Annotated in this window: 12 protein-coding genes and 1 tRNA gene; 6 read left to right on the forward strand and 7 right to left on the reverse strand. The window is 54.0% G+C overall.

What is annotated here, in order from left to right; translation table 11 throughout:
- Positions 1–3 precede the first annotated feature (3 nt).
- The 3 genes from HOJ08_05550 to HOJ08_05560 all read left to right on the forward strand — a co-directional run bounded on the left by HOJ08_05550 (position 4) and on the right by HOJ08_05560 (position 3,415).
- Positions 4–1,437: an FAD-dependent oxidoreductase gene (locus HOJ08_05550; GenBank protein ID MBT5672898.1), complete on the forward strand. Its 1,434-nt coding sequence runs from the start codon at positions 4–6 to the stop codon at positions 1,435–1,437.
- 200 nt (positions 1,438–1,637) lie between these two features.
- On the forward strand, positions 1,638–1,823 hold the full coding sequence (locus HOJ08_05555) for a hypothetical protein (protein ID MBT5672899.1): 186 nt from the start codon (positions 1,638–1,640) through the stop codon (positions 1,821–1,823).
- Positions 1,824–1,984: 161 nt separating this feature from the next.
- Entirely contained in the window at positions 1,985–3,415 is a 1,431-nt protein-coding gene (locus HOJ08_05560; GenBank protein ID MBT5672900.1) for a HAMP domain-containing histidine kinase, read from the forward strand.
- 10 nt (positions 3,416–3,425) lie between these two features.
- Here the strand turns inward: HOJ08_05560 and ggt are convergent, their stop codons facing one another.
- On the reverse strand, positions 3,426–5,255 hold the full coding sequence (ggt, locus tag HOJ08_05565) for a gamma-glutamyltransferase (protein MBT5672901.1): 1,830 nt from the start codon (positions 5,253–5,255) through the stop codon (positions 3,426–3,428).
- A gap of 173 nt (positions 5,256–5,428) precedes the next feature.
- Between ggt and panB the strand changes: the two genes are divergently transcribed.
- Both panB and HOJ08_05575 read left to right on the forward strand, forming a co-directional pair.
- Complete coding sequence (gene panB / locus HOJ08_05570; protein MBT5672902.1) at positions 5,429–6,265, forward strand: 3-methyl-2-oxobutanoate hydroxymethyltransferase; 837 nt, start codon at positions 5,429–5,431, stop codon at positions 6,263–6,265.
- A 36-nt stretch (positions 6,266–6,301) separates the two neighbouring features.
- The gene (locus HOJ08_05575) at positions 6,302–7,171 is read left to right on the forward strand and encodes a pantoate--beta-alanine ligase (GenBank protein ID MBT5672903.1); all 870 of its coding nucleotides are present in this window, start codon (positions 6,302–6,304) and stop codon (positions 7,169–7,171) included.
- A 2-nt stretch (positions 7,172–7,173) separates the two neighbouring features.
- On the opposite strand, the gene HOJ08_05580 is transcribed toward HOJ08_05575, so the two are convergent.
- From HOJ08_05580 to HOJ08_05590, 3 genes are all read right to left on the reverse strand, one after another.
- Complete coding sequence (locus tag HOJ08_05580) at positions 7,174–7,758, reverse strand: hypothetical protein (GenBank protein ID MBT5672904.1); 585 nt, start codon at positions 7,756–7,758, stop codon at positions 7,174–7,176.
- 34 nt (positions 7,759–7,792) lie between these two features.
- Positions 7,793–8,491, reverse strand: coding sequence for an isochorismatase family protein (locus tag HOJ08_05585; GenBank protein MBT5672905.1), 699 nt, complete (start codon positions 8,489–8,491; stop codon positions 7,793–7,795).
- A 146-nt stretch (positions 8,492–8,637) separates the two neighbouring features.
- The gene (locus HOJ08_05590) at positions 8,638–9,810 is read right to left on the reverse strand and encodes a hypothetical protein (protein MBT5672906.1); all 1,173 of its coding nucleotides are present in this window, start codon (positions 9,808–9,810) and stop codon (positions 8,638–8,640) included.
- A 297-nt stretch (positions 9,811–10,107) separates the two neighbouring features.
- Here HOJ08_05590 and HOJ08_05595 point away from each other — a divergent pair.
- Positions 10,108–10,184 (forward strand) — tRNA-Arg (locus tag HOJ08_05595).
- Between the two features lie 10 nt (positions 10,185–10,194).
- Here the strand turns inward: HOJ08_05595 and HOJ08_05600 are convergent.
- From HOJ08_05600 to HOJ08_05610, 3 genes are all read right to left on the reverse strand, one after another.
- Positions 10,195–10,488, reverse strand: a complete 294-nt coding sequence (locus HOJ08_05600) for an antibiotic biosynthesis monooxygenase (GenBank protein ID MBT5672907.1) — start codon at positions 10,486–10,488, stop codon at positions 10,195–10,197.
- Positions 10,489–10,583: 95 nt separating this feature from the next.
- Positions 10,584–11,330, reverse strand: coding sequence for a ZIP family metal transporter (locus HOJ08_05605; protein MBT5672908.1), 747 nt, complete (start codon positions 11,328–11,330; stop codon positions 10,584–10,586).
- Positions 11,331–11,429: 99 nt separating this feature from the next.
- Positions 11,430–12,728 (reverse strand): hypothetical protein, encoded by a 1,299-nt coding sequence (locus HOJ08_05610; protein MBT5672909.1) that lies wholly within the window; start codon positions 12,726–12,728, stop codon positions 11,430–11,432.
- Between the last annotated feature and the right edge of the window lie 104 nt (positions 12,729–12,832).

Below are 12,832 nucleotides of genomic sequence, written 5' to 3' on the forward strand. Positions count from 1 at the left end.
TCCATGGCCGATATTATAAAAGCAGATCTTTGCATTATTGGTGGCGGTTCAGGCGGGCTTTCGGTTGCTGCCGGTGCCGCACAAATGGGGGCCAAATGCGTTTTGGTGGAAAAGGCAAAGATGGGCGGTGATTGCCTTAATACCGGCTGTGTCCCATCCAAATCTCTTTTGGCAGCTGCCCACACGGCCCATGATGCGCGCCACGGGGCACGCTTCGGAATTGATGCCGGGGAGGTGAAGGCCGATTTCGCCCGGGTGCATGATCATGTCCATGGGGTAATCGCATCCATTGCCCCCCATGATTCCGTTGAACGGTTTGAAGAACTGGGCGTGCAGGTCATAAGTGCTGCAGCAGAATTTACCGGCCCCCGGGATTTGATTGCGGGTGAAGCCCATATTCAGGCGCGGCGCTATGTGATTGCGACGGGGTCGCGCGCCTTTGTGCCGCCCATTCCGGGCCTTGATTCTGTTGCTTATTTTACCAACGAAACCATTTTTGATTTAACCGATTGTCCCCGCCATTTGATTGTTATCGGCGGCGGGCCGATTGGTCTGGAAATGGCTCAGGCCCATCGCCGTCTGGGGGCGGAGGTCACGGTGATCGAAGGCCTTACCATCATGAATAAAGATGATCCAGAGCTGGTGGAAGTGGTGCGTAGCGCCATGAAGAATGAGGGCCTGGCGCTCTATGAAGGGGCCAAGGTTAGCTCCGTTGAAAAAGCCGATAACGGTGAGCTGCGCGTTTCTTTTGAAAAGACAGATGGGGGGATTGGCGAAATTACGGGTTCCCACCTGTTGGTGGCTGTTGGGCGCGCCCCCAATGTTCAAAATCTTGGTCTGGATGCGGCAGGGATCACCCACAGCCCGCGCGGGATTGAGGTGGATGCCCGGTTGCGCACGTCCAATAAGCGCATCTTCGCCATTGGCGATGTGGCGGGGGGCTATCAATTTACCCATGTCGCGGGCTACCACGCGGGCGTGGTCATCCGTAACGCGCTGTTCCGCCTGCCAGCCAAGGCCGATCATTCAGCGATCCCCTGGGTCACCTACAGCGCGCCAGAGCTGGCCCATGTGGGTTTAAGCGAAGCAGATGCCAAAGAACAATTTGGCGATAGCGTTCAGGTCTTGCGCGCAGAATTTTCTGAAAATGATCGCGCCCGGGCAGAGCGGGCAACCGATGGCCTGCTAAAGGCGGTGGTTACGAAAAAAGGCAAGGTTCTTGGCGCATCCATTGTTGGCGCCCATGCGGGTGAATTGATCCTGCCCTGGGTGTTTGCGGTTCAAGGCAAACTTAAGGTCAAGGACATGGCCTCTGTGATCGCGCCCTATCCAACGCTTTCTGAAATCACCAAACGCGCCGCTGGCAGTTTTTATACCCCCAGTCTGTTCTCAGACCGAACCCGTCGTCTTGTGCGGTTTCTGGGCCGGTTTGGCTGATCCACTATCTTTCACAATAACGTGATCTGAGTTCATTGGACCGGGAACGTGTTTTGCCGCTCAATAGGCATTGTATCCAGGCCCCGATGATCGGTGCCGGAATGAGCCGGAAATTTTAATTCCAGTAAAATATAATCAAGGAGGTTCTTATGTTTAAAAAATCTCTTACCGCATTGACCATTGCCGCAGCGGCGACAGCGATGACCCTACCGGCTGCCATTGCAGCACCGGCAGATGTTGCGTCTATTCAGGTTGCAGCGTGTAATCCCTGCAAGGCCAAAAGCCCCTGTAATCCCTGTGCAGCCAAAAACCCGTGCGCGGCTAAAAATCCGTGTGCTGCTAAAAACCCCTGTGCAGCCAAAAACCCCTGTGCGGCTAAGCACTAATCTCTGTAGTTCTTCTCCCAAAGCGGCAGTCCCCCATCCGCTTTTCCCTGACCGGCATGGCTCCTGGCATTGGAGCCATGCCGTTTTTTTTAAATTGCAGCCCGTTTGAACAGGCCTCTTATTCATGGCCTTGCACCCATTTCTTGGGATAAAGTCCGGTTATGACACCCATGCACCCGCCCGCCCCATCACCGATGCCTTCATTGGCAAAATCGCTATCGGCGCGCCTTCTGTTGCTGACAATCGTCTGCGTCATGCTGGCTGAGGTTCTGGTGTTTGCGCCCTCTATCGCCCGGTTCCGGCTGAACTGGATGGAAGACCGGATCTCTGCGGCCCATCTTGCAACCATGGCCTTGGAGGCCACCCCAAATCGTGCCATCGCCAAACCGCTGGAAGAGGAACTGTTGCGCCATGTGCAGGGGTATGGCGTTATTTTGCAGAAACCGGGTTCCAAAGTTTTGATGTTATCTGCCGATATGCCGCCTTCGGTTGATGCGACGGTTAATCTCGCAAACGCGACATTCTTCGGCCTGATTGGTGATGCGTTATCGACCCTGATCCGATCCAAAAACCGGGTGCTGCGGGTTATGGGGCCATCGCCCCGGGACGCCAACATCATCGTTACGGTGGTTTTGGATGAACGGCCTTTGCGCGATAAAATGATTGCCTATGGATGGCGCATATTGGGGCTATCGGTCATCATATCGTTGTTTACCGCAGCGCTGGTGTTCCTCAGCCTGCAATGGTTGATGGTGGCGCCCATGCGGCGCATCACAACGTCCATGGTGGCCTTTCGTGAAGATCCCCTTGATCCGGAAAGCAGGGTCGTGCCCAGTGCCAGGCGTGATGAAATTGGCGTGGCCGAACGAGAGCTTTCAACCCTTCAGACCCGCCTTCGATCTGCCCTTCGCCAGCGTGAAAGTCTGGCGGCCCTGGGAGAGGCCGTGGCAAAAATCAATCACGATTTGCGCAACATGCTGGCCACCGCACGATTGGTGTCTGAACGCATGGCCTATAGTGATGATCCCGATGTCAAACGCGCCTTGCCCACACTGGAACGCGCCATTGATCGGGCCGTGGCACTGTGCACCCAGACCCTTAATTTTGCCGAGGAACGCAATGAGCTGAAATTTTCGCGGTTTAATCTTGTGGAAATGCTGGCCGAAGTGCCCGTCGCTGTTCCCGTCGCCGTTCCAGTCGCGGGCACAAAAGACAGTGGCACAAAAATGGTGACGGAAATCCCCGTTGACTTGAACGTGACGGCGGATCGGGATCAATTGTTTCGGGTGTTTGCCAATTTGACCAAAAATGCCTTTGAAGCGGGGGCCACCACGGTAACCACCCGATTGATTGATGAAGATGATGATGGCGGCGTTATCGGGTTGGCACTATCCGATGATGGACCGGGGATGCCTGAAAAATCGGTTGAACATTTATTCAAGGCTTTCGCGGGCTCAACCCGGGCCGGGGGCACGGGCCTTGGGTTGGCCATTGCCCGCGAAGTCATGGAAGCCCATGGCGGCAGCATTGACCTGTCTGAAACAGGCGCGGGCGGCACTGTCTTTCATTTAAGGCTGCCCAAAAAAGACTAATCTTCAAATACTAATCTCCCAGCACCAGGCCTTCACGTCTGGGATCGGCACCGCCATAAAGCGTGCCATCTTTGCCAATCGCAATGGCGTGCAATCCGCTGGTTAGTTTCTTGATGCGGGTTTTGTGACCCAGGGCCTTAAGACCGGCTTCGATGTTGGTGATGGCGGTGTCGCGTTCCAGTTCAATTTTTCCACGGCGGATTGCGTGGTTTGGTAATTCGATTGCCGCTTGAATGTTCAGTTTCCAGTCCAGAACCCCGATCAGTGTTTTGACCACATAGCCAATGATCCGTGTCCCCCCGGGCGAGCCAACAGCCAAAAGCAGTTTTCCGGACCCATCAAAGACAAGGGTGGGTGATTGTGCCGATCGGGGCCGTTTGCCAGCCCCCGGCCGGTTGACCTTGGGACGGCCTGATCTGCTGCGGGGGCGGGATGAAAAATCAGTTGCGTGATTGTTCAACATGAACCCGCGCACCATGATGCGTGATCCAAAAGCGCCGCCAACAGAAGCCGTCATGGAAACCGTATTGCCCTGTTTGTCGACAATGGCCATGTGGGTCGTGGAAGGCTGTTCTTCGTCTTCTGATGCCACATAATTTGCGGCGCGTTTATTGGGCATGGAAAATTTGCCGGGTGAGACATGTTTCATGGCCCGATCAATGCGGATGCGATCAGATCGTTCGGCCAGATATTTGGGGTTCAGCATCCCTGAAAGGGGGACTGAGACAAAATCCGGGTCGCCCACATACCGCAGACGATCTGCATTGGCCAGCCGGAAGGCTTCGGATATCAGATGCACGGCCTTGGCACTGCCGGGTTTTATCTTGTGTAATTTAAACCGCTCCAGCATGGACAAAACCATCAAGGTTGTAACCCCACCTGCGGTGGGTGGGCCAAAGCCACAAACCAGCCAGACCCGGTATGGGCCACAAAGTTGGGGGCGTTTTTTCGTTTTATAGGCAGCCAGATCACGAACGGCCAAAAGGCCCGGGCGCATTTTGTCGGCTTGGGTTGCTTTGGCGATGTCGCTGGCAATGGCGCCCTGATACAGGGCGTTCGCGCCATGATTGGCGATGGCTGTTAACGTGTTCGCCAATTCAGGGTTCTTGAGCAAACTGCCAACCGCCTTTGGCTGGTTGGTTTCATCCAGAAAATATTTCCGCGCTGTTGGGTATTGAATAAGATACCGGTCGCGCTTTATCGAAGCATACAGCCGCTTTGAAACCTTGAAGCCATTTTGGGCCAAGGTGATGGTAGGCGTGAACAGGTCTTTCCAGGGCAGGCGACCGTATTTTTTATGGACGGTTTCAAGCACCCGCAAAATGCCCGGCGTTGCCACAGAGATGCCGCCAACGCGATAGCGATCGCGGACCATGGACGTGCCATCGGTATTCATGAACATATATTCTGTTGTGGCCCCCGGGGCTTCTTCCCGGCCTTCATAGGCCGAGATTTCACCCGTTTTGCCGTTGAAATGAAGCAGGAACCCGCCGCCGCCAATGCCCGAAGATTGGGGTTCAACCAGGGTCAACATGATTTGCATGGCAATGGCTGCATCAATGGCTGTGCCACCTTTGCGTAAAATATCGCGGCCAACGTTTGATGCATGGGGATTGGCGCTGGAAACCATGTGGTGTTTACTGGCTTTTTTACCGGCTTTTTTGATCACGACCGGTTTGTTGCGCGCAACGGGGGTGAAGCCCGCATCGTCAGTTATGGCGCTGTCTGGTCCATCAGGGTCGCTTCCACAGGCCCCAAGCCCCAAAAGGGCTGTGAACGCAAGCATCAGAAACCCTGATCTAATGCCGGTTTTTCGGTCTTTTTGTTGCAAAACTGTCATCAAACGGGTCTCCGTGGGCCATTTAGAAACAGCATCTTAGCGGGGCTTTGTACTTTATGCATTAAGGCTGAATGATAGAAAAATCATTTCCCGTTAAGGGAAATAGGGGTACTACTCTCGGCAACAGCCGAAATGATGCCCAAACCAATGCCTGAAAACAACGGGACAAGCCAATGTCTAAGCAGAAAAACGCCGTGACTGTACCCGAACTTGCCGCCCGCAAAGGCACCACTCCCATTGTGTGCCTGACCGCCTATACCACCCCCATGGCGCGCATTATGGACCCCCATGTGGATATTCTGTTGGTGGGCGATTCGCTCGGCATGGTGTTGTACGGGATGGATACCACGTTGGGTGTCACCATAGACATGATGGCCAATCACGGCGCGGCCGTGGTGCGGGGCGCGGAACATGCCTGTGTCATTGTTGATTTGCCATTTGGCTCTTATCAAGAATCACCCGAAGCGGCCTATCGCACGGCGTCCCACCTGTTGCGTGAAACGGGCTGTGATGCGATCAAGCTTGAAGGCGGCATGGAAATGGCCGAAACCATTCGGTTCCTGGTTGACCGTGGTGTGCCCGTGATGGGCCATATTGGTTTGAAGCCACAATCTGTTCGAACCATGGGTGGCTTTGCCATTCAGGGAAAAGATGAAGAAGCCGCAAGACGTCTTATGGATGATGCCCGCGCCGTCGCCGATGCGGGTGCATTTTCCATGGTTGTTGAAGGCACGGTTGAAAAGGTTGCCCGTGCCATTACCAAGACCGTGAAAATCCCGACCATTGGCATTGGCGCATCGGTGGCCTGTGATGGGCAAATTCTTGTTTCCGATGACATGCTTGGTCTGTTCGGAGAATTCACACCAAAATTCGTCAAGCGCTATGCCGATCTGACCTCCGACATTGAAGCGGCCGTTCGCGCCTATGCCGATGATGTGCGCGCGCGCAATTTCCCCAGTGATGAGCATTGTTTTGGTGCAAAGCGCGGGCCAAAGTTGATTTCGGGATAAAAGATTAATCCCTGCCCATGAACTTACAGCTCAATCATGTCTGATACGTCTGAACTAGAAACCGTAAACGATGCAAAAGGCCTTGGCGCCCGGGTGAAAGCCTGGCGTGATGCAGGGTTGAGCATTGCGCTGGTGCCCACCATGGGGGCCCTACATTCGGGCCATGGTGTCTTGATGGATCAGGCGGCCCAAGCATGTGACCGGGTGATTGTGAGTATTTTCGTCAACCCGACCCAGTTCGGCCCCAATGAAGATTTCAAGGCCTATCCCCGTGATGGTGCGGCAGATACGGCATTCTTGCGTGAACGCAGGGTTGATCTTCTTTATGCCCCCGATGTTGATGCGCTGTATCCCGATGGTTTGGCATCCAGCCTTTCTGCAGGTCCGCTTTCCCAAAATCTATGCGGGGAACACAGGCCCGGACATTTCGACGGGGTAGCAACGGTGGTGGCCCGGCTTTTGGAACAGGCAAAACCGGATCGGGCCTATTTTGGGGAAAAAGATTACCAGCAGCTTTGTGTGATCCGCCATACCGCGAACGAACAGGGCTTGGCGGTTGCTATTGAAGGCGTGGGCACCGTGCGTGAAGCAGATGGATTGGCGATTTCTTCGCGCAATGCCTATTTGTCTGATGATGAACGGACCATCGCACCGGTTCTTTTCCAGACCATCACAGACGTTGCTGCAAAAATCTCAGACGGCCAGGATGCGGGGGATGTTTTGGCCGAAGGGACTTCCAAATTGCGCGCATGCGGGTTTGGCAAAATTGATTATCTCGCCTGTATGGATGCCACCAGTTTGCGCCCGCAAATATCATCATCCCGGCCTGCACGGGTGTTTGTCGCAGCACGGCTTGGGGCTGCGCGATTGATTGATAATGTTGCGGTGCCGGGTTGGCCTAAATAAGCTCAGGCAAGCTCGAACGGGACCTGGGTTGGGCCGTGCCCTTGGCTCATGATTTTTTTCTCGACATCAAACCGGCCTTGGGTGACACGACCCACCAACCGTTCAGACCGGACAATAACCGCAACAGACCGTTGGGGCCCGCCCTGTTCTGCATGAATGGCAAAGGGTGCCACCAGATCGACGGTGCCAGGCGTGCCTTCGGTGACGCTTTCCATGCGCAGATCGGCGTATCCTTCTTTTGTGCCATCATCCAGACGTTCATAGCGTTCCAGCTTTTCAACCCCTTCCAGAACGCCATAAGCTGTCCATGCGTGGGCATGATCGTGGACGCTGCCGGTCCGTCCCGGGGTGCGGACAACGGCATTGATGGCAAATCCGTGATCAGAATCTTCATATAAAAGCAGGTTTTTGTGACCCTCAGTGCTTGGCCAGTCTTTTGAATGGATGCGCAAACTTTTGTCATCGACCAGTCCTTCTAAAAGGACACGGGTTTGTTCCATGGCGCTTTTGGTGTCGTCAGCCCTATCCCATGCGGCACGAAGGTCATCGATGAATTTCTGGAATATGGGCATGCGCTGGCTGGCCATGGTGGTTCTCCCTAGTACGGATTACTGGTGATCTTTATTCAGCTGCCGCACGGCCAGTGAGGCCATCCAGCGCAGATGTGATTTCTTCGACATGGACGACATCTGCATATTTATGGTGCAGGTCAAACAAGGCAACCTTGTGGCTGAGCACAGAGCGATCAAAGCAGCATTCTTCGGCGACGGCCACGGGGAACCCATAAGAAAATGCATCAATAACCGATGCCCGCAAACAGCCCGATGTGCTTTCGCCACACAGGATTAGGCTTTCGATGCCGCGTTGTTTCAGGTGTGCGAACAGGGGGGTGCCAAAGAACCCCGATGCCCGTTCTTTGCGGATCATCAGGTCTTCTGGCTGGGGTGCAAACTCTTCCTTGATTTCATAGCCATCGCCCACTTTTTCGCCGCTGCGTTGGCGGTTGGTGGCAGAAACCGCGCTGGGATTGCCGGTGGTGTAAATGATGGGAATGCCTGCACGTCTGGCTGCTTCGAATAATTTTACTGTCGGTGCAATGGCATTCCATGCCTGATCGCCACAGGCCCCGCGATGTTTGCGGTTGATTTCGACCACAGGACCGGAACCCCCGGCATAGACCTTTTTGTAAAGATCAATGGCAAGAAGCGCGGGCTTTGGGCCAAGGCCCTTTACGTCGCGTGGGAAAAAACTTGAATAAATTTCACGTTCTTCGCTGGGGATGATGTCATCCCAACAGTGATCCGTGCGAAAAGTGCCCATGAAAATTTCCTCTGTTTAAAACGGCTTTTGGCAAAATGCTTATGTATCCCCATTAAACGCCCCAGCGCCGGGTTCTGTCAAAGGGGACCCATAAAAAAGGGGCAGCCCATAAGCTGCCCCTTTAATGCATTGGCTTCAAACCGGGCTTAACGCACGTAGATGTGCACTTCGTTGGTTTGGGCCTGATTGGATGTACCGGCCGAAAGGGTGACGCGGCTTGCGGGCAATCCCATTGATGTCAGGGAGCGTAGCACCCGTTCTGCGGCGCGGCGCGCTGCATTGGAGGATTGGGCCACCTTGGCAGCACTGCCCCGGATTGGCGTCACAGCAACCAGATCAAAGCCGGCCTGGGGCCTGCGTTCAAGGGTGCGGGAAATGGCTGAATAGAGGGCTTGTTCGTATTCAACCTTGGCCTGATCAAAGCGGATCACCACCAAGGGGCGGCGTTGGCCACCGACCGATGCCATGGCACGAGAGCCGGAATTTGGCCGCGCCTGGAAGGGGGCTGCATTAAACGCACGATTGGCGAGGCTGGAACCCAGAAGTTCGCCGTTCTTTACCGCCACCGACAGGGTGGTGAGGTTTTTGCGTTCATTGCCGACATAGGCAGATTGACGATTGATGTCTTCGCTCAGTTCATTCAGCAGACGATCGATTAAAACCACAGTGCGGTTCACTTCGTCTTCCAGAATGGAAAGCTGGCGGTGATCGCCGTCCACTGCACCGGAAAGTCCGTAGGTGGCGCGGGTGGTTTCAAGCAGATAGCTGGCGGTTGCTGAATCGCTGGCGACATTATTAGCTAGCGAATTCATAGCGGCGATATCGCGGCTAACACCATCAAGCTGGCTCTGGGCGACATTCCACTGGTTTATCAGAACCGGATTACCGGGGGTGGTGCCAACCTGAAGACGGGAATTGATGGCGGCCACAGTGCCGTGATAGCGCTGGGCATGGGCAATGGTTTGAACCCGTGTGCGCTGCAGGCGAGAATTATGACGATTGATGGCGGATTGAAGTTGCCCCAATTCGCTGCGCATTTGTGCGACCTTGGCACCAACGGCTGTGCCGGTGGGGCTGCCAGGGGTGACGCTAGGTGGCGTAAAGGTTGATGTGCCAAGCCGTGGCGGGTTTGCCGCCTGGGGCACCGGACGAGGGACCACCTTTGGCGCAATAGGCCTTGCTTTTGCTACCTTGCTGGGCGGCGGTGTCACTGGATCATCCCCCCAAAGTGAAGGAAACAACGAATCGGACACGTATGAACAGCCGCCTAAAAGCAGACCAGCCATAATTAAAGCCGCATGATTTTTCAATCGGGCCATCGGAAAACCACCCCTATTTTCTGTAAGCAGCACGTTAGTACCCCCAGGTGTCAATTTGCTGTTCTATGGGAGTTCATAATTTTACACAACCCATTAATTTGCAACAATTATATCTAACAGAACGAAGCTTCACAAGGAACAAGGTCCGATCAAGGCGTTATGGGGGTGTTTGAACGTGCTATTCGGGGAATTATTTAATCCAATTGATGACTTAAATGCGTCCCAATAAAAAATCCCCTGTCATTTGCTTGCCAAGGCTTGCGCTTTTGAGTAGCTTGCGGGCCTTCAAAAGCGGATGCGCCCGTAGCTCAACTGGATAGAGCACTTGACTACGAATCAAGAGGCTAGGGGTTCGAATCCCTTCGGGCGCACCATTTTTTCCCTTTATTCAACCACTTCGTACCGCCAGACCACCGCCCGGCCCCCTTGCAGGGCGCGGGATTCGGACTGGATTGACTTGTGATCTTCGCTGTCGCGATAGCGGTCGATGTCAACCTGGCTGTCCCATTCAGAATAAGAAATGAACAGGCCGGGCCGATCGAGCGATCGTAAAAGTTTTTCAGCCGTGCATCCCTTTTGCTTGCGCATCAGGGTCGAACAATCTTCTTTCCATACCCGTTCGGCATCCGCTTCCTGGCCTTCGGGTACATTAATCAGAATAACGCGTGAAATGGTCATCGATGTTGCCTCCGGACATTGCTGCGATGGATAGCTTACGACCGATTTGTGGCAGGCGGGGGAGAAATTAATGAATTGGGCTTAATTCCAGAAAATTAATGACTGCTGAAATTCATGGCAATGGCGACCAGAATGCCGGTGCCAAGGGTAATAAGGCTATATTTTTTAGGCTCGGTTTCCGTGCGCGGCAGCAAATGGGTGGCCCCCACATAGATCAAGGCCCCCGCTGCCACAGAAAGCAGAATGCCAAGGGTCGGGCGGTCAATCTGGCTGACGATAGGATAAGACAAAACCATGCCAAGCGGCGTGGTCAGGGCGGCGGCGATAAATGCCAGAAAGGCTGCCTTTGACCGTGAAAACCCACCGCGTACCAGCATCAGAAACATAACCACCCCTTCGGGGAATTCATGGAGGATCAGCCCAAGGGCTGTCAGAAACCCGGTATAGGTGCTGACGGCAAAGGTGACTGAGTAGGTGATGCCATCAATAAAGGAGTGAATGCCGATCCCCACCATGGGCACAAGGCCAATGGCATAATGTTGGGTGTGGGGCTTGTCGCACAGATGGGCCGTGACGAACCGGCTAAAGAAATGCATGAACAAATAGCCGCCCAGAATATAGATCGGTGCGTTTTCGCTCATCCCCAATGCGGTGGGAATAAGGTGCAGGAAGGAAATAGAAATCAGAACCCCAGCGGCGAAGCATGCAAAATACGTCGTATTTTCACGGCCCCATGTATCGAACCGACGGATCACATAGATGCCCACAGTGGTAATCAGCGCTGCAAAGGCACTGGTTAGAAAAGGCGTCCAAAATGGGCTTGTTGCGAAAGAAGCAATCATGCGATCTCCAGAGGTTAGGCAGACAGATAAAGAAAGACCGCGCCCTGGTCAAGGGGCGCGGTCAATTTCACCTGTCTTTTAAACCCCAGCGTTTGCTGGTTATTTTTTGCAGTCCAGAGAACGGGCTTCTTTACCATTGCCTGGATAGGCGATCTTGCACACCATGCCGATCTTGATTTTACCGCGTGATGATAATTCACCATTCAGCATGACGTCGGTGCGGGAACCCGAAATTTTAACCTTGTGTTCCTTGCCCTTGACCATGAAATACATGCGCCGGCCACCGCGTTTTTTCTTGGTGATCTTGGCGGTAACGGCGGTCATTTTTTTGGACAGGCTGGATGCAAGGCCATGTTTCTTGCGCAGGGCAATGAAATAGGCCAGTTCCTCATCGGTTGTGGCGGCCAGATCTTTTACGACCGTGTCCATGGTGGCGCCGGGGATCCAGTCAAAATCTGCGCCAAATTCAGCGCGGACGATTTTAAGAAATTTTGGATCCTTCATGACCTTGGCATAGGCGCCGCGATACATTTTCACGAATTTTTCGGGTGTGCCGGGTGGCAGGGCAATCCATTTTTCCACCGTTTGATCCCCAAGCCAGGTTTTGTAAGACCGCTTTGCGGCAGCATCCATTTTGGGCCATAACAGATCGCCCAGAACCGGCACCGTAGAGAAAGATGAACGGGCAATCATTTTGCCTTTGGCGTCGCGATTGCCCAGCTGGACAAGGGCATCCATATTGTCTTTCAAAAGCGGGCCGACGTTAAAAACGGTTTGGTTATGGACCATATCAATCTCGCCGCGTCGTGCTGCCAGCAGAAGGTCCGATGTTCCTGAATACCCCAGAACAAATTTCACATTCCAGTTCAGGAATTCCTTGCCCCAGATTGCAGCATGGCTGCCGGTGCGTTCTCCATCGATGCCACCAAATGCCAGAACCTTTCCTTTGGTCAGGCGTCCATGCAGTTTCTTGTTGATCAAGATGATGGTGCCCAGACGCGCCGTGCCCCCAACAAACCGGTATTTGCCGGGATTATATTTGGCAGCGCGATGGCGAAGCTTGTACGGGCTGACCTGGGTCCGCGAACCGGATAACAGTGTCATGCCATCGGGCTTTACCTTGGCGAAGAAATAGTTGTTGGCTTTGATGCCGCCGCCGCCGGGAAGATTGCGAAAGATCACCTGAGGCTTGCCAGGCAGATGGTGGATCAGATATCCGCCGATGCGCCGGGCATTGGCATCGGTGCCGCCACCGGGGCGTGAATTGATGATGATCTGGACGGTTTCGCCCTTTAAGGACATATCGGCTGCGACTGCAGGCGCCATTTGGGTGCCAAAGCCAAGGGTGACCCCAAGGGCTGCCCCGGATAGCAATATTGAAAATCGTGGATAGGACATAGATATTTCTCCCTGTTAAAAAATACATTTTTATTTTTATGGGTGACAGCGTACGCAAGTTTTACCCCTGAGAGCAAGACTCCCGTTTGCGTATGGGGCTACTT

The organism is Rhodospirillales bacterium (assembly GCA_018666775.1).
In the GTDB taxonomy this organism is placed as follows: Bacteria; Pseudomonadota; Alphaproteobacteria; order SMXQ01; family SMXQ01; genus JABIXC01.